Annotated in this window: 18 protein-coding genes and 1 pseudogene; 7 read left to right on the top strand and 12 right to left on the bottom strand. The window is 44.0% G+C overall.

The window, feature by feature from the left end; translation table 11 throughout:
- Positions 1 to 9: 9 nt before the first annotated feature.
- Complete coding sequence (locus tag A4V09_RS19050; protein WP_065543722.1) at positions 10 to 249, bottom strand: DUF6061 family protein; 240 nt, start codon at positions 247 to 249, stop codon at positions 10 to 12.
- A 335-nt stretch (positions 250 to 584) separates the two neighbouring features.
- On the opposite strand from A4V09_RS19050, the gene A4V09_RS19045 reads away from it, so the two are divergent.
- Together A4V09_RS19045 and A4V09_RS19040 are read left to right on the top strand one after the other, a co-directional pair.
- A complete protein-coding gene (locus A4V09_RS19045) occupies positions 585 to 1,091 on the top strand; it encodes a YcxB family protein (RefSeq protein ID WP_065543721.1) in 507 nt (168 codons plus the stop codon).
- 83 nt (positions 1,092 to 1,174) lie between these two features.
- Positions 1,175 to 1,573 (top strand): pyridoxamine 5'-phosphate oxidase family protein, encoded by a 399-nt coding sequence (locus A4V09_RS19040; RefSeq protein WP_065543720.1) that lies wholly within the window; start codon positions 1,175 to 1,177, stop codon positions 1,571 to 1,573.
- Here A4V09_RS19040 and A4V09_RS19035 read toward each other — a convergent pair.
- Positions 1,527 to 1,895, bottom strand: a complete 369-nt coding sequence (locus tag A4V09_RS19035; protein WP_065543719.1) for an RNA polymerase sigma factor — start codon at positions 1,893 to 1,895, stop codon at positions 1,527 to 1,529. The two genes, A4V09_RS19040 and A4V09_RS19035, sit on opposite strands and share 47 nt — an antisense overlap.
- Positions 1,896 to 2,445: 550 nt before the next feature.
- Here A4V09_RS19035 and ltrA (A4V09_RS19025) point away from each other — a divergent pair.
- A complete protein-coding gene (ltrA, locus tag A4V09_RS19025) occupies positions 2,446 to 3,843 on the top strand; it encodes a group II intron reverse transcriptase/maturase (RefSeq protein WP_065543718.1) in 1,398 nt (465 codons plus the stop codon).
- A gap of 545 nt (positions 3,844 to 4,388) precedes the next feature.
- On the top strand, positions 4,389 to 5,630 hold the full coding sequence (gene ltrA / locus A4V09_RS19020) for a group II intron reverse transcriptase/maturase (RefSeq protein ID WP_065540556.1): 1,242 nt from the start codon (positions 4,389 to 4,391) through the stop codon (positions 5,628 to 5,630).
- A 109-nt stretch (positions 5,631 to 5,739) separates the two neighbouring features.
- Here the strand turns inward: ltrA (A4V09_RS19020) and A4V09_RS25795 are convergent, their stop codons facing one another.
- From A4V09_RS25795 to A4V09_RS18995, 6 genes are all read right to left on the bottom strand, one after another.
- Positions 5,740 to 5,862 (bottom strand): hypothetical protein, encoded by a 123-nt coding sequence (locus A4V09_RS25795; protein ID WP_268866311.1) that lies wholly within the window; start codon positions 5,860 to 5,862, stop codon positions 5,740 to 5,742.
- A 311-nt stretch (positions 5,863 to 6,173) separates the two neighbouring features.
- Entirely contained in the window at positions 6,174 to 8,507 is a 2,334-nt protein-coding gene (locus A4V09_RS19015; protein WP_065543717.1) for an ABC transporter permease, read from the bottom strand.
- Complete coding sequence (locus tag A4V09_RS19010) at positions 8,504 to 9,187, bottom strand: ABC transporter ATP-binding protein (protein ID WP_065543716.1); 684 nt, start codon at positions 9,185 to 9,187, stop codon at positions 8,504 to 8,506. Before A4V09_RS19010 ends, A4V09_RS19015 begins: the two co-directional genes overlap by 4 nt.
- A 62-nt stretch (positions 9,188 to 9,249) precedes the next feature.
- Positions 9,250 to 10,485, bottom strand: a complete 1,236-nt coding sequence (locus tag A4V09_RS19005; RefSeq protein WP_065543715.1) for a sensor histidine kinase — start codon at positions 10,483 to 10,485, stop codon at positions 9,250 to 9,252.
- 10 nt (positions 10,486 to 10,495) lie between these two features.
- A complete protein-coding gene (locus A4V09_RS19000; protein ID WP_065543714.1) occupies positions 10,496 to 11,179 on the bottom strand; it encodes a response regulator transcription factor in 684 nt (227 codons plus the stop codon).
- The gene (locus A4V09_RS18995) at positions 11,157 to 11,360 is read right to left on the bottom strand and encodes a helix-turn-helix domain-containing protein (protein WP_065543713.1); all 204 of its coding nucleotides are present in this window, start codon (positions 11,358 to 11,360) and stop codon (positions 11,157 to 11,159) included. Before A4V09_RS18995 ends, A4V09_RS19000 begins: the two co-directional genes overlap by 23 nt.
- A 219-nt stretch (positions 11,361 to 11,579) precedes the next feature.
- On the opposite strand from A4V09_RS18995, the pseudogene A4V09_RS26575 reads away from it, so the two are divergent.
- A pseudogene (locus A4V09_RS26575) lies at positions 11,580 to 11,867 on the top strand (helix-turn-helix domain-containing protein); the annotation flags it as partial.
- A gap of 13 nt (positions 11,868 to 11,880) precedes the next feature.
- Here A4V09_RS26575 and A4V09_RS18985 read toward each other — a convergent pair.
- The 4 genes from A4V09_RS18985 to A4V09_RS18970 form a co-directional block, all read right to left on the bottom strand.
- Complete coding sequence (locus tag A4V09_RS18985; RefSeq protein WP_065543712.1) at positions 11,881 to 12,252, bottom strand: hypothetical protein; 372 nt, start codon at positions 12,250 to 12,252, stop codon at positions 11,881 to 11,883.
- Positions 12,249 to 12,731 (bottom strand): PcfB family protein, encoded by a 483-nt coding sequence (locus A4V09_RS18980; protein WP_065543711.1) that lies wholly within the window; start codon positions 12,729 to 12,731, stop codon positions 12,249 to 12,251. Before A4V09_RS18980 ends, A4V09_RS18985 begins: the two co-directional genes overlap by 4 nt.
- Before the next feature lie 103 nt (positions 12,732 to 12,834).
- Positions 12,835 to 13,185, bottom strand: a complete 351-nt coding sequence (locus A4V09_RS18975; protein ID WP_065543710.1) for a DUF7768 domain-containing protein — start codon at positions 13,183 to 13,185, stop codon at positions 12,835 to 12,837.
- A gap of 177 nt (positions 13,186 to 13,362) precedes the next feature.
- Positions 13,363 to 14,268 (bottom strand): DUF6017 domain-containing protein, encoded by a 906-nt coding sequence (locus A4V09_RS18970; RefSeq protein ID WP_065543709.1) that lies wholly within the window; start codon positions 14,266 to 14,268, stop codon positions 13,363 to 13,365.
- A gap of 174 nt (positions 14,269 to 14,442) precedes the next feature.
- On the opposite strand from A4V09_RS18970, the gene A4V09_RS25000 reads away from it, so the two are divergent.
- Together A4V09_RS25000 and A4V09_RS26195 are read left to right on the top strand one after the other, a co-directional pair.
- Entirely contained in the window at positions 14,443 to 14,580 is a 138-nt protein-coding gene (locus A4V09_RS25000; protein ID WP_171286745.1) for a hypothetical protein, read from the top strand.
- 731 nt (positions 14,581 to 15,311) lie between these two features.
- Entirely contained in the window at positions 15,312 to 15,635 is a 324-nt protein-coding gene (locus A4V09_RS26195; protein WP_230322409.1) for a hypothetical protein, read from the top strand.
- Positions 15,636 to 15,701: the final 66 nt, after the last annotated feature.

Genomic DNA, 15,701 nt, shown 5'->3' with positions numbered 1-15,701 from the left:
CTTTGGACATTAAAAGATTTCCAAAGAATCTTCAGCATCTACCCATATTTGCATATTGCCATCAAGATACAGTCTTGCATATTCAAGTGGTTCATCAATGGCAAGTGCGTTCAATGCATAGTCTGAACCGGGTGTTGTTTTTAAATACTTTTCTGCTTCCCAGCAGTCAATGCGGAGCATGTAGCCAGCGCTTGTATAAACATCAATACTGTTTCGCCGGGGATTGTATTCTGCAAATATTGTTTTCATCGTATCTAATCTCCTTATCGCTCAATCAATCATTAGTTACAAAAATTAGAAGCATTTCAATCAGTTCACCATGTCATTTTCATTTTGTGTTATAATATGTTATCAGATTTTTTTGCCCTTGTATTTGCCCTTAACAGAGTTCGTAAACACTGGTGGGAGGATATAACACAAGGAAAACAATAAGGGAAAGCTCACCTGTCACAAACTTAGTGTTTTCAAGGGCTTGTGAGGAATTTGATAACAAATCTTAACAGTTATTAAATTCTTTTGAACAGGTGAAATCTCAATCAGAAGTTGTAACAAAGATTATTTATATAATGTATGGAGGTATACCTTTGGAAACAGTAGAATTAAGATTTCAATATACTCAAAGTGAATATATAAGAGCAGAAAGGCAATATTTAATTTCTAGTAAAATTATACATAAATATGATATTGCTTTAGTCGCTGTATTTTTGCTGCTGTCGGTAGTTTATATGCTGTTCACCTCTTTTAGCATATTTAGTATTTTAATATTTGGATTGATAATTGTTGTAACTGCATTGGGAAGCTATTTATATATTCTAATGCCTATACTGAAATTCAAGCAAACTGCAAAATATCATGAAGAATATACGCTGGTATTCTCTAAAGAAACAATTGAATTTAAAACACAAAGCATTGAATCAGAAATGAAGTGGGATATTTACTCTGCACTATGGGAAAGCCATGATTTTTATTATTTAATTCAAGCACCACGAATATATACGTTAATTCCAAAAAGAGTTTTTAAAGACCTAAATGAAAAACGGCTATTTGAAGAAATTGTACAATCAAGAGTAAAAACAACAAAACATGTATAATGAACATACCCCACAATGTGAGTTCCAGTCTGTCGGAACTTTAAATAGAGCCGAAAAATGTGATTTGAAGGGAGAATGACTCAATGAAAGAATTTAGTCGAGAAGCAGAACAGATTATGATTGATCGTTTTGGAAAAGATACAGTTATAGCATTGGCAACAACAGTAAATGAAACACCTTATGTGCGATACGTCAATGCCTATTACGAAAATGGGGCATTTTATGTCATTACCCATGCACTCTCAAATAAAATGAAACATATAAAAGATAACCCTGTTGTTGCAATCGCCGGCGAGTGGTTTACAGCACACGGGAATGGCGTCAGTCTGGGTTATTTCGGGAAAAAAGAAAACTGTGTGATTGCTGAAAAGCTGAAAAAAGTCTTTGCTGAATGGATTGATAACGGTCATACTGATTTTAACGATGAAAACACCATCATTCTGCGTGTGGAATTAACAGATGGCCTGTTGCTCTCGCATTGACCGCCGCCGGGGAGCAGCCGAGAATAACGGCAATATCCTTGTACTGATACCCTTTCCAAAAGGCCAGTTCAATCGCGTACTGCTGCCGGTGCGTCAGGCAGCGCAAACCATTGGCCAGTTTTTCATTTTGAACAGTATCAATGAAATCTTCTGCGAACAGTTGCAGGGCAAAGTCCTCCTGGATATACAATGACCGCTCCTGATATGTAAGTTCCTCGCTCATACTCTCCAGAGAGTAATAATGGTAGCGGAAACGGCGGTCTGAATTTGCAATAATACGATCCTCCTCTTTAAGAATCGCAGCCCAATCTTTTTCGGCCATAAGCCATTTCTCCTTTCTGGTGTTTGTCTGCCTGGGCGGGTAGGCAAACGGCGGAGAACGGCATCCTACGGAAACACATGGTAGATAATAAAAAGCGTCTGACTGTTCTCTAATCAGCCAGACGCTATCTAATGGTGCGCCCGGCGGGTGCACGTTTCAAGGGGTGCAAGTCCCCAATCCGCCCGGTAGTGGGAAGGGTATAGCCAATGGCAAGGGTGTCCATCGCGAGGTGGAATCTGAAGGAAGCCGGATGGCAAACCTCTGGTCTGACGAACAGAAATCACATAAGAGGCTAGGCATGAGGATAAGGCTGCCTTACAAGTCGAAGTCCAATAACTACACAGAATCATGTTTGGTAAATGTGGCAGATAGGTGGAGGGAAGGAACGTGTGAGTACCCGGGGAGGTCTGTATGGTATGTCTTGAAAGAGATAACCGTTATCGCAAGATAACGCTGAACATACAGAAGTCAGCAGAGGTCATAGTAGCCGAGAGGTGAAGGACCAAATCAATAGGAGTCTTTAGTATGACCGAGGAAGGAGGAATGATTGATGAAAGCAGAAAACATGGATAATAATGGCTGTTCGCAGAGAGATAGTGCGGAACACGAAGGGTATGCGAAAGTGCGGAGGTCATTCCATTCGATATGGAAAGAAAGAGACAGTGCACAGCCGGAACTCTTGGAAAAGATACTGAATAAGGATAATCTTAACAGAGCTTATAAGAGGGTAAAGGCAAGCAAGGGGGCACCGGGAATTGACGGAATGACCGTCGAGGAAATCGGGGCATACCTTCGGGAAAATCAGAAAGCACTTATCGAGGGAATAATTAAGGGAAAATATACCCCTGATCCGGTAAGACGAGTTGAAATTCCAAAAGCAGATGGTGGAGTACGAAAGCTTGGTATTCCAACAGTCAAAGACCGCATTTTTCAACAAGCAATCACGCAGAAGTTAATGCCTATATATGAACCAATCTTTGCTGATTGTAGTTTCGGATATCGACCGGGACGCAGTGCGAAAGACGCTATTGTGAAGGTGAAGAAATATGCAGAGGAAGGTTACCGCTATGCAGTCGTATTAGACCTCTCAAAGTACTTCGATACGATTAACCATGAAAGATTACTGAACATCCTACGTGAGAACGTAAAAGATGAACGGGTAATCCAATGGATTAAGCGATATTTAAAGAGTGGTGTTATGGAAAACGGTGTAGTCACAAAAACAGAGGAAGGTTCGCCCCAAGGAGGAAACCTATCACCATTACTGGCAAATATCTACCTCAACGAGTTTGACCACGAGTTACAGGTCAGAGGTGTGCCTCTGGTTCGCTACGCTGATGATATTGTATTGTTGGCGAGAAGTGAGCGAGCCGCAAGGAGATTGCTGGAGAGCAGTACCAACTATCTTGAGGGGAAACTAAAACTCACAGTCAACCAAGATAAAAGTAAAGTGGTAAGTGTGTTTGCAATCCGCCATTTTAAATTTCTAGGCTTTACATTGGGAAAGGGCAAGAACGGTATCTTTGTTCGTGTCCATGCATTAGCCTGGAAGAAGATGAAGTCACGTCTGAAAACCCTCTCTTCCCGGAAGGGTGCACAGAGTATTCGACCGGCACTAGATAGAATCAAGGTGTTTATGCGAGGGTGGCTGAATTATTACGGAATTGCAGACATGAAGAGTAAACTCGAAGCCCTCAACTCGTGGCTATATCACAGAATTCGCATGTGCATTTGGAAACAATGGAAGTTGCCTAGAACGAAGAGAAGAAATCTTATTAGATTAGGCATTCCGGAATACTTTGCCCATATGACTGCCAACAGTCGAAGAGGATATTGGTTTGTGTCAGGCAGAGGAGCGGTTAGTAGAGCTTTATCAAAAGAAAGACTGATAAACAGTGGCTTTTATGATTTAGCCATTGCCTATCAGTCTATGCACGTCAACTATTGAAACCGCCTTGGTACCGAACGGTATGCCAGGTGGTGGTGTGCCATGCAAGGCATACAGAAGATGAAGGTAGGTCCTTCGACAGGAATTGAACAGGCAAGCCTGTCAAATCACTCTAATGCTGCTGTGATTCAGGTCATGGTAGTGAGCGATTAGAGAAAAGGTTGTACAAACAATCAGATATGATACATGAAGATGAATGAAAATGAACCATTGAAGAAGTGTCGAAAGCGTAAGATTTCTGCAAAACTTACTTTTCACCACTGAGTAAGGATGAGGATGGAGGAAACCTGTAAAGCTGACCATCCGTGGAACGGCATTAAGATGGCATGAGCATGTATCAGGCTTCTGTGTGAAACATGGGAACCTGTAGAATAATGAAAATCGAAAAGATTCAAGTCACAGAAAGATAAGGTCGAAAGTAGAGACGTATTCTACAGGGGCGGAGTTACTCGTAGTAGTGTTGAAGTTGTTGTAATGACAATGGAGCAAAGGGGTAACATCATTCTGCTTGATACTGAAAACAACTAGGAAACTAGGAGGATTTGATGAGCGAGAGCAAACAATACGAAATACCAAAGAAAGTGGTTATTGAAGCTTATAAGAGAGTAAAAGCAAACAAAGGAAGTGCGGGAATTGATGGTATAGATTTTGAACAGTTTGAAAAGAAACTGAATAATAATCTATATAAGATATGGAATCGAATGAGTTCAGGAAGTTATTTTCCATCTCCGGTATTAGCGGTAGAAATACCAAAGAAAACTGGTGGAACCAGGAGATTGGGCATACCAACTATTACAGATAGAATTGCACAGATGGCTGCAAGAATGTATGTAGAACCTGTGGTAGAGCCCATGTTTTGCGATGACTCATATGGGTACAGACCAAACAAGTCTGCAATTGATGCAATAGCAACAGCAAGAAAGCGATGTTGGAGATATGATTATGTCATTGAATTAGATGTAAAAGGATTGTTCGATAACATCGATCATGAACTTCTAATGAAGGTTGTAGCAAGGCATGTAAAAGAAGAATGGATATGTCTCTATATAAAACGATGGCTAGAAATTCCGTTTGTAACAAGAGAGGGGCATGTAATTGAGAGATTGTCTGGGACACCACAAGGAGGAGTAATAAGTCCAGTTTTAGCAAACATGTTTTTGCATTATGTATTCGATATGTGGATGGAAAGAAATTTCCCACAAGCACCATTTGAAAGATATGCGGATGATGGATTAATACATTGCCGTACAAAAGAGGAAGCTATCTTCATAAAAGAAAAGTTAGCAAATAGACTTGAGGAATGTAAGCTAGAACTGCATCCTATTAAAACAAGAATAGTGTATTGTAAGGATAAGGACAGAACCAGGGAGGAAGAACTTACAGAGTTCGATTTTCTTGGTTATACATTCAAAGCAGTATACATCATGTGTAAAGATGGAAAAATCAGACATAACTTTATTGCATCTGTAAGCAACTCTTCATCTAAAAGCTTTCGAGAAAAAATAAAGGCTATGGAAGTTCATAAGAGGACAGGGTGCAAAATAGACATCATAGCAGAAATGCTGAATCCCTTAATTCGTGGTTGGATGAACTATTTTGGTAAGTTCAATCCATCGGCAATGAAGGGAACGTTACAATGTATTGAAAGAAGACTTGTGAAATGGGCTATGTGTAAGTACAAGAACTTTCGAGGTAGACGACGTAGAGCAGAGAAATGGCTCTACACCGTGAGACAGCGAGAGCCAAAACTGTTTGCTCACTGGAGCAATTTATATTCGTATTGTTGAATGATAAGAGCCGTATGAAAGGAGACTTTCACGTACGGTTCCGGGAGAAGTTTGAGGTGAAAGTCCTCTTACTTACTCGACAGAGAGGACGGGAGTTAGTCACTCCCTCCTACTTGATTATTTTGAAATCTTTCTTCAAATAGTGCTTTGTAATTATTCCCCTGTCCAGGGGAAGTGCTTTTTTGGGTGACGCATACCCTGTCATATTTTGACGAAACACTTTTTGCTTCATGGCGGTTCCCTCCTAAAGCCGCCGTGATCTTTAGCGCGTGGTCGTCACTCCTTTCGTGAGGGCATAAAGGAACGGCGGCCTTGATTTATTCAAAGCCGCCGCGATTTCATCAGGGCATGGGTATTGGCTGCTGCACGACGGCTTTTTTCTTTTGCCGTCGTCCGGCAGAAACACATCTATTTGTTTTTATTTTATAAGGTTAATCTTACTTCCAAGTGACATCTATCTTACTCATAAGTAAGATAGATGTTCAAAGGCTGGCCATCCAAGGAAATGGAAGACCAGCCTTTGAAGATTGCTACTTGATGAAATTATTGCTGGAGCTTAATTGTGTTTACGATTGCCATTCTGCTAATTTGCCGGATGGGGCGTCTAATTGCAATCGCCGCAGATGCAAGGCAGAGGAACACGATTAGAAGAAGTGAACCCACAGGAATTTGCCATGAAGTTCCCCATTTATCTGCAATCAAGAACTGGAACATTAGCTTATTCAGCGGCAACCCTAAAACGCATCCAACAACACAGCCAAGTGCCGCATAGGTAAAGGCTTCCGCTGCAATCATCTTATAAAGCTGATTTGCCCCCATTCCGATAGAACGCATAATGCCGTACTGCTTTGTTCTGGACGCTACACTGGCGTTCATGCTGTTAAAAATGTTAAACACTGTGATAAGTGCAATAATGATGAGGAAGCCATAAATAAATACCGCGCCTGTATAGTAAGAGCTTTGGGACTCGGAATTGGTAATTCTCTTGTCTGAAACAGTACTGTCGGATGGGATCATGTTCCGTATTGTGGAAACAGTATCATCCCCACCAGCAGAGGAAAACTGAACATCAATCGTTATATAGCCCAAATCGCCAACCAAAGCGGCAAATGTCTGCTCCGAGCAAATCATATATCCGCTGCTGCCTGCGCTGTTGACTGTGCTGGCCGTAGCTGTTGACAGTATTCCAGCAATCGTTACCTGCTTATCGCCGGAAGATGTATGAAGGACTATGGTATCTCCAACATTCCAGTTTACGCCATCCTGATAAGTAACCAGAACACGATCTGTATTTTCCATAGCAGGCGCGATACTGCCCTCATTCAATTCTTCTTTTGCCCACCTGAATTGGTTATCATCATAGGAAATGAGTGTGACGGTTCCTTCTCCCATATCAGAGGAGACAGAAAGGCCAGCCATTTCCATACGGCCAAAAACTTTGTCAACACCTTCCGTTTCGCTGATCTGTTCCACCAGCGACTTGTCCAGCGGTGTATTTCCCATTGTGATAGATACATCCGCTGCCGATGGAGAGAGCGCAGGCATCCCCTGTTTGAGAAAGACTACCATTACCTGAAACGACAGGAACATCATAATACTGATAGCAAATGAGCAGGTCATAAGGAATACATTCTTTTTGCCGGATAGTGCATGGAAAAATCCCATGCTGGTTTCAATGTGGAACAGCTTTGTATTTGCAGCCCTCTTGTTCTGCGTAAGCTGTGTACTGCCGCTGATTGCAGTTACCGGCGATACTTTAGAAGCCTTTTTCGCCGGGGACAGGGATGCCAGCAGTACAATCAGAAAACCGATCACCGCACCAGCAATCAGACCGCTTACACTGAACTGAAAAAGCGGTATCTCTGAAAAGCGTTCCCCGCTGATGGATTTCAGCAAAAGGCAGGCACACCATGTAATGATCTGTCCGGCGACCAGCCCAATCGGTACACCCTTTATACTTTGGCGCAGCCCTTGAAAAATGACGAAGTGCTTTACCTGTACTTTGGATGCCCCCAGGCACCGCAAAAGGCCATAGAACTGAACCCGTTCCAGAACATTTGTGTTAAAGCTGGCGGCAATCATTACTGCACCGGCAATCAGCACCAAAAGGACAAGAAAACCCGCAACGATATATAGGGACTGCATTGTGCTGTTCTCACTCTGTCCCATCAATCCAAGGAGCGCCGTATTTTCGCTTACCTGACTGTCTGAAAGGCCATATTGTGCTTTTATTTCCTTTATGGCTGCCTGAATGTTCACGCCATCTTTGAACTGAACGCGGAAAGTAGTTCCGTCTTTGGCATTTTCATCCGCAATTTGGCGAAAACCGTCCTCGGTCAATACCATGCCATATACATCCGCTTTAAGCAAACTTCCCATATCGGCAAGGACGCCGGTAATGCGGTATTCCCAGCTGGAGCCATCCGGCACTGTAACGGTCACGGTGTCACCAACCGCAAGGCCCAACTGTTCCAAAGACGATTGGTTCAATAATGCTTCATCGGGCTGGGTAGGGTATGAACCGCTTTCCATATCCATTTCTGTCAAAGTGGAAAAGGTATCCTCATTCGCACCTGCGAAGCTGACCGCTTTAGAGCCGATAGAGCCGGTAGTTCCCTGATAGGTCCATCCGCAGAGGGCAACATCTATCCGCGCTTTTACAAGTTCCGCCGTCTGTTCATCAATATCGGTCAAGCTGATATGGTATTCACCATTCGTCTTGATAAAATAATTTTTCTGTGCGCGCAGCGCCATATCTGCCATACTGAAAATAGCAGTTACCAGCAATACCGAAAGGACAATGCAGAGAACCGAAATTCGATTGTTCTTGCGGTGTACCTTTTCATACTGCGGCACCAATCCAAGATAGCTTTTCAACGCGACGACACCCCCAAATCTTTTAACACGCCATCGGTCATACGGAACACACGATCTGCTGCGCTGGCGTGATTTTTGTTGTGGGTAATCATCAAAATAGTCTGTTGATACCTGTCCGACATGGTTTGCAGCAAAGCCAAAACTTCCTGACTGTTTTTGCTGTCCAGATTTCCGGTCGGTTCATCTGCCATAATCAGGGCGGGGCGTGTGACTAATGCCCGGCCAATCGCCACACGCTGCTGCTGGCCGCCAGAAAGCTGGCTGGGAAGGTGTTTTCGGCGCTCGCTCAACCCAAGCACCTGTAACAATTCGTTGACGAACTTTTGATTTGGCTTTTTATAGTCAAGCAGCAGCGGAAATGTGATATTCTGCTCCACATTCAGCTCCGGGATCAAATTAAACGACTGGAAAATAAATCCGATGTGCTGCCGCCGGAACACAGTCAATTTCTTCTCCGGCATCGAAAAAATATCCTGTCCATCAATCCATACCTTGCCGGAAGTGGCGCTGTCCAGAGCGCCGATCACATTCAGCAGGGTACTTTTGCCGGAACCCGACTCTCCAACAATGGCGATAAACTCGCCTTTACGGACAGAAAATGATACATGGTTCAAAGCGTGAACTTCTGTTTCACCCGTGCCATAGGTCTTGCACAGGTCTTGTACTTCAAGAATATTCATATTCAAAACCTCCTTACAGACACATCATACCCCACATGACTTACTTCTAAGTGACATCTATCTTACTCATCTGTAAGGTTTAGAAAATTCAATGTAAAAGTGGTTCCTGCGTCTAAACTGCTGGTTACGGAAATGGTTCCGCCGTGAGCCTCTACAATAGATTTAGCCAACGGTAGCCCCAAACCAATTCCGTGAACATCCGAAGAAAAACGACTGCGGTAAAACCGTTTGAAAATATTATACAGATCTTCCGGGTGTATTCCTTTTCCATCATCGGAAATTTCAATTTGTGTCATCAAGGGGGATTGGCTCCACTTTACTCCGATATGACCGCCGTTCTCTGTATGCTCCAAAGCATTTTTCACAATATTTCCGATAGCTTCCGATACCCATAGAGCATCACATGATAAAACAACATCTTTTTTGCCAGAAAGCGTAATTGTTTTATGTTCCCGTTCTGCCCAGGTTTCAAAGCGTTCCAGAACATCCTGCATCAGAACAGAAAGATTTTCCGGTGCCTTTTCCATCTGGATAATTCCTGCGTCCAGCCGCGCCAGTTTTAGTAAGGTGTAAATCACATCTTCCATCCGCTTGATCTCTCTTTGAGATTTTTCGGTGAAGCTGCTCACGGTTGCAGCATCATCTTTATGGCTCTCCATAATCTCATGGTACATTTTTAAGGCAGACAGCGGTGTTTTCATCTGATGTGATACATCCGAAATAATGTCCTGCAAAAATTCTTTGGTCTGTCGCTCGTTCTCGGCATGAGCAGAGAGGATAGCCGCCATTTCATTTATGTCATGAAAAAGACTATACCAGTCCCCAGCCTGGGAACATTCGATGCGCGACGTAGTATTGCCATCAAGAAATTGGCGGATGGTATTTTCGGCGTTATTGAAAGCCTTGTGCTGGCGGCGGAAATAGAGAAACAGCGATAAGTAGATTGCCCCGAACAGGAAAACCAACAGCAGAAATACGAAAAGCATCGCCTGATTTCGGTATGACTGGACAGCGGGCAGAAAACGCATGGAAACTGTTTCATCATATCCAATAGAAGCCAAAGCCTCCCTGCCACATTCTATATCATTCTCGTTTGGCAGCGAAGTAAAAGCGGAGATTGACAGCTCGTTTTCATTGTTCATCAAATGGCCCGCGACACCATAATCATGGAGCAATAATTCCTGCTGAAAATTTTTTGCCAGAAGTGTGGCAATCCCTCCTGCAAAGAGAAAGGAAACGAGGCAGATAGCAGTAACAGCGATTAACAGTGTCTTTGTTTCTTTCCCTAATTTGCCCATAAATCCGCCCTCACTCAACAACCCACTTATATCCAATTCCCCGTTCGGTCAGCAGATATTGGGGCGCATTTGGTGTATCTTCAATTTTGTTTCGTAGCCGCCGGATATAAACGGATAAAGTATTATCATCTACAAAATTCCCGTTGCCATCCCACATCCGGTCTAAAATCATTTCCCGTGGCATGAGATGATTAGGATTTTGCATGAACAGGCACAAAAGTTTGTATTCTACCAGAGGCAGGTCAATCGGCTCGCCATTTTTCCAAACAAGCCTTTCGGCGGTATCTATACGAATACCATTCGCCTCCAAGATTGCCTCTGCTTTAGAAAATTGTAGAGAGCGCCGAAGAAGTGCTTTAATTCTGGAAAGCAGCTCATTGAGTTTGAAGGGCTTTGTGATGTAATCATCCCCGCCCATGTCAAGGCCCTTAACAATGCTGATTTCCTGATCGGACGCAGTTAAAAATATAATCGGGATAGTTGAATTGCTACGCACCTCTTTACAAATATCGAAGCCGGTTCCATCTGGTAGTGTAACATCCAGAAGTAACAAATCGTAAGCATTTTGTTTGAATAGTTCTAATGCCTTTTTTATAGTCCGGGCATTATCCACGGTATATCCGCTGGTTTCCAAAGTATATTGCAAGCCATCAATCAGACTTAAATCATCTTCAACATAAAGTATCTTCTGCATTTTTTAGCTTCCTTCCTTGTTTTGTCCTACCGTCTATCGGCTTTTCCGCGTTTTTCGGGATTAACCAGATTGTTCCCATTTTTATGGCTCCGAGAATACGGCCAGAGGAACAATAATAATTTATCCAGCGGGGCGTTACGCCCCATATTTCACTTGCTTCTTTCAGCGTCATATAGTCCATATCTGCACCTCCAAACTCATTATAGTTCGTTTTCTCGAATAATACAAGACACATGGACAGCTTTTTAGTAGCTACGCAGAGTAGCCGCTAAAAAGCTACGCTCAAATCATTTTGAATACCTCACATTCACAGTACAATACTATATGTGAGGTGACGGAGCGTGGCTAAAAAAAGCAACAGACCGTTTATTACTTCGGTTCCTCGCATCGGCGTGCAAGAGAAAAACGGGAATACACCCGTGAGCAGATTGCTGAACGGGCGGGAATTAGTCCTCGTTTTGTTTCTGCGATAGAGAATGACCGTCGTAAGCCAAGTTTGGATGTACTAATTCGTCTTGTTCATGCTATTGGAACATCCTTTGATGAAGTGCTTATGCCGCAGACAATTTCAGAGGAATATACCGCCGATAGGATTAAACGTCTTATTACCCAGTGTAGCCAGCGAGATCAGGAACTTGTACTGGCACTTATTGACCAAATGCTGGATAGTAAAGAGGAGAAGCAGTGACACGGGTATGAATTTATTCACCTGTGTTACTGCTTTTTGTAATATGATGGAAATGTTGAATTTGTGAGCAATCTAAAGAAAATTGAGTATCTGCGACCTTTTTTGCAAGCAATGGAAAGGAATATCCTTTCCTGCTTGTTGGGGCGTTCCCCAAACCCCCGGCCCGACATAGAATGTGCGGGCCGAACACCACGCGAGCGTGGTGGCTTGCGCGTCCTTTTGGACGCTTCCATGCCAGGGGCATAGCAAAAGCCGGAAACGGGGTCAAGGGTAAAATAAATGCGCTACGCGCACCCCTGACGCCGCTTCCGGCCTTTGCTTTTTGGCAATAGGGCAAACTGGTTTTTACAGCCTTGGCCGCATTGATTTTGGGGAGTTTTTTCATCGCGCCACCTCCTGTTGCTTATTCCTGGACAGGGATTGCGCCATCTTTTTAACGACTTCCTGAAGCTGCACAAGCTGGCGGCGAATGGAGGGTTTGGCCTGGGTCTGATGCTTGACTACCTTGCCGGAGTATTCCGCAAAGGCAGCAGTCAGCGCGTCCGCGTCCTTTGACTTGAAGAACACCAGATAGCGGGGCGGCTGACTTGTTGTGTCCTTTTTCAGTGCAAAATCCACGCCGTATTTCCGGGCCACACGTTCAAAGGACTTAATATTTCCGTCGGTCACTTCGATATTGGAAACACCCGCGCCCTGCCGGACAAGGTGCTTCACACTCTGTTTGCCCCGATAGATTTTCGGGTTTTTCTGGCTTTTCTCCATTTCAGCCAGGGCTTTGGTTATGGCCTTTTTCAGCAGATCAGCGGTCAGCTTTCCCGCCTTGACGCTGATTGCCACGGTCTTTCGTTCCATTTCTTCCTGCATTGGGCGATTCCTCCTTTCCGGCAGGGTGGAAGTGGAAAAGGGGAACGGCTAAGGCGGCACCACCAGCCGATGCAGCAGGAAGCGCATCAGCCGGTGGAGATTATCAACAGCCCTCCTCATGGCCCTGGCTCCTGATTTTCAGAATACCGTCCAATGTGGTGGCCGTAATGCCGAGGCGCTGCGCTACGGCAATATCATTTTTTACGGCTTCGTCCACTTCCTCGCCGCAGACAATCAGGACATGGCTGCGACGCAGCAGTTCCCGCGCCATATCAATCCCGTCCTTGTGTTCGGCGGGGACTGTATCATTCAGAAAATGCGGCAGATACAGGATCGGGCAAATCGGGGTAAAACCGGCCAGATAAACCTTGCGGCAATAAACCGCTGCCTGGTCGGTGTCGGTAAATTCCTGGCCGCTCCAGGCGGCAGAAATATATGCAAAAGGTTTTTTCACGGGGGTTGCTCCTTTCTTCGGCAGTATGCCGAGTGGCAAATGTCCGTCCCCGTGTCAAGAATAAAATGAACGCGCACCGTGCGCGTTCTTGACACAGTGCCGTTCATTTACAGTTTGGTAGTTAAGGCGGGCCGGATAAGACCGGCTCGCCACCCTTATTTGAGTATAAAAAAACAGTTACCCGCTGCCGTAGAGGTCGTGATTGACCAGGGCAGTAAAGTAACTGCTTATGGTGGTAGGCGCATTGTAAAGCGAGGTCAGGAGGTATGCGCGGATATTCCGAACCTTTGTCGTGTTCTCCCGCAAGCTGCTTATCACATACTCGATATGTTCCGAGTCCAGCTTGAGCAACCGGCTTCTTACAACCTCCTTTGGGAAGTCCTCGCCCCCAATGCGTATCATTTTTCGAGTGCTGCATACCGTGTCTACCAGGATTTCCAGAATTTCATCCAGTATGTCCCTGTCATAGCCGAGTTTCTGGCAAAGATGGTCATACTCGATATTCTCTTTCAAAATCTCCCGATAGGCCCGCATCGTATCCATCGTATCAGCCGCCGTAGGCGGTCTATCTTCCGGGGGCCTTGCCGCCGGATAGTTAGATGGATCAGTATCACTCAAATCAGTCTTATTCTTATCAGTATTGATTGTGTCCGATTTTCGGAAGTCAAGAGTTCCGCTTTCGGGAAGTGCAGACTTCCGTTTTTCGGAAGTCTTGACTTCCTCTTTCCGAGTGAAGTTCTTGACATAGATTTTAGTGGGTCGGCCCTGGCCCTGCTTCCTGCGCTCAATCAGGCCCACCTTATCCAGTTCGGTAAAGAGTGCCACCGCCTTGTTATGGCCGCAGCACATCGCGTCCATCGCTTCCTCCAGGGTAAAGTAGATGAATACCCGGTTTTGTTCGTCCAACCAGCCGTTGCGTATGGACAGCCCCATACGGTCTAACATCAGGCCGTACAGGATTTTTGCGTCTGCTGTCATTCGCCGGAAGCCGGGGTCGGTAAACAAAACCTTTGGAATCCGATAAAAGGTGTATTGCTCTGCCTCGGCTCCATAGAAGTAATCCAATGCACCCGGCTCGGCCATGTTCTCGCCTCCTTTGTCCTTGAATTTACAAAACAAAAGGTGCTGCCCGAACGCAACACCTTTTGAAATCTTTTGCGCCAGAAACGGCGTAGTTATGCGGTTTTTTGATGATAAACCCTACAATTTAGCGGCGGCCTGTCTGTGTGTATTTATTGATTGGTGGAGGGTATCCCTATGGCTAGTTTGCTTTGCGATTATTATTTATACGGTATGAAAACCGATTATTATGAAACAGAAAGCGTGGCACAGCCACCTGAAAATCACGCCGGATTCCCCGGACTACATCAAAAGCGTTATCAGCGTTGGTTATAAATTTGAAGTGCCGTAACAAAGGCCACAAGGTAAGTCTCTGCTTGCCCTGTGGCCTTTATTAGATACGGTAGGTGGTGAAGGAACATTAGGAGACTTTACAGCTTGTGCTGCAAGGAAAAATTATCCCGAACATTTCTTCCCCAAATGCCTCTGTTGCTGGCTTTCTATGATATATTCGGGATAATCAGACTTTCGGTATAACCATTTAGCGGCAACCCGGAAAAGCCTGCAAAAACAAAAAAAACTTGGTACATTCTCATATCACCCATATATTATTCTACATTTCGGGTTAAGTTATGAGAACGAAAATAATTTTATGTTTTAGTAGTATTTTATTTCGTCAAACACTGGGTATAATGTAAATTAGGAATTTCTTAATATTCTCGCATGCAGAAAATAGCACATACTACACACCCAAAATCCTTTCCATCCTGTGCGTTGCGATTGCCGCTCCGATTTTTTCAAATGAATATCAAACGGGAGCCGACAGTATCCTGCGTGCAACAAAACACGGGCGTACTCGGTTAGCAATTACAAAGATTTCTGCATCAAGTACAATTTTCGTTTTAACCTTTATTTTTGGAATAACGATTCATTTACTGATTTTGAACATGGCTTTCGGAACAGAGTGCTTAAAAACTTCGTTTCAAATGCTTTTCTCTGTCATAAATCTATCCAATATCAATTTGGGACAGTTAGAAATAGTTTTGACATTGGTGGGATTACTTTCTATGTTAGCAAGCATTAGCTGTACACTATTTCTGTCCGCAAAATGTAAAGATTCTTTGACTGCGTTATTGGTTTCACTTGTTATTGTTCTTCTGCCAATATTTGCCTATACTGCATTGGGCGCATCATGGATTTCTTGTATTTTGCCATCGGCAGGAATTGGGTTGCAGAATAACTTTCTCTACCAGCTTGCAAATTTTAACTACCTGCATATTGGAGGAATGAGTTTTTGGACGCCTTATGTAATATTGATTTCAGCAGTGATTGAGATTTCCATATTTCTGTTTTTGACGGTTCGGACTTATTGTAAGCATCAAGTTGCTTAATAGTTGAAAAGCTGCTCTACGACGGCAAAAGAAAAAAAGCCGTCGTAGAGAAGACCTATTAACATG

This window comes from Blautia pseudococcoides, assembly GCF_001689125.2.
GTDB classification, from domain to species: domain Bacteria; phylum Bacillota; class Clostridia; order Lachnospirales; family Lachnospiraceae; genus Blautia; species Blautia pseudococcoides.
Note: the sequence above shows the minus strand (reverse complement) of the source record. Positions and strands in the feature narration are given on the sequence as shown.

What these genes read in the sequence shown, in the direction of transcription:
- A4V09_RS18970 (WP_065543709.1), bottom strand. Translation starts at nt 14,268, where the DNA reads ATGGCCGAGCCGGGTGCATTGGATTACTTCTATGGAGCCGAGGCAGAG.
- A4V09_RS26195 (WP_230322409.1), top strand. Translation starts at nt 15,312, where the DNA reads ATGTTAGCAAGCATTAGCTGTACACTATTTCTGTCCGCAAAATGTAAA.
- A4V09_RS19050 (WP_065543722.1), bottom strand. Translation starts at nt 249, where the DNA reads ATGAAAACAATATTTGCAGAATACAATCCCCGGCGAAACAGTATTGAT.
- A4V09_RS19000 (WP_065543714.1), bottom strand. Translation starts at nt 11,179, where the DNA reads ATGCAGAAGATACTTTATGTTGAAGATGATTTAAGTCTGATTGATGGC.
- A4V09_RS19035 (WP_065543719.1), bottom strand. Translation starts at nt 1,895, where the DNA reads ATGGCCGAAAAAGATTGGGCTGCGATTCTTAAAGAGGAGGATCGTATT.
- A4V09_RS25000 (WP_171286745.1), top strand. Translation starts at nt 14,443, where the DNA reads ATGGCTAGTTTGCTTTGCGATTATTATTTATACGGTATGAAAACCGAT.
- ltrA (WP_065543718.1), top strand. Translation starts at nt 2,446, where the DNA reads ATGAAAGCAGAAAACATGGATAATAATGGCTGTTCGCAGAGAGATAGT.
- A4V09_RS18985 (WP_065543712.1), bottom strand. Translation starts at nt 12,252, where the DNA reads ATGAAAAAACTCCCCAAAATCAATGCGGCCAAGGCTGTAAAAACCAGT.
- A4V09_RS18995 (WP_065543713.1), bottom strand. Translation starts at nt 11,360, where the DNA reads ATGGACTATATGACGCTGAAAGAAGCAAGTGAAATATGGGGCGTAACG.
- ltrA (WP_065540556.1), top strand. Translation starts at nt 4,389, where the DNA reads ATGAGCGAGAGCAAACAATACGAAATACCAAAGAAAGTGGTTATTGAA.
- A4V09_RS18980 (WP_065543711.1), bottom strand. Translation starts at nt 12,731, where the DNA reads ATGCAGGAAGAAATGGAACGAAAGACCGTGGCAATCAGCGTCAAGGCG.
- A4V09_RS19010 (WP_065543716.1), bottom strand. Translation starts at nt 9,187, where the DNA reads ATGAATATTCTTGAAGTACAAGACCTGTGCAAGACCTATGGCACGGGT.
- A4V09_RS19040 (WP_065543720.1), top strand. Translation starts at nt 1,175, where the DNA reads ATGAAAGAATTTAGTCGAGAAGCAGAACAGATTATGATTGATCGTTTT.
- A4V09_RS25795 (WP_268866311.1), bottom strand. Translation starts at nt 5,862, where the DNA reads ATGAAGCAAAAAGTGTTTCGTCAAAATATGACAGGGTATGCGTCACCC.
- A4V09_RS19005 (WP_065543715.1), bottom strand. Translation starts at nt 10,485, where the DNA reads ATGGGCAAATTAGGGAAAGAAACAAAGACACTGTTAATCGCTGTTACT.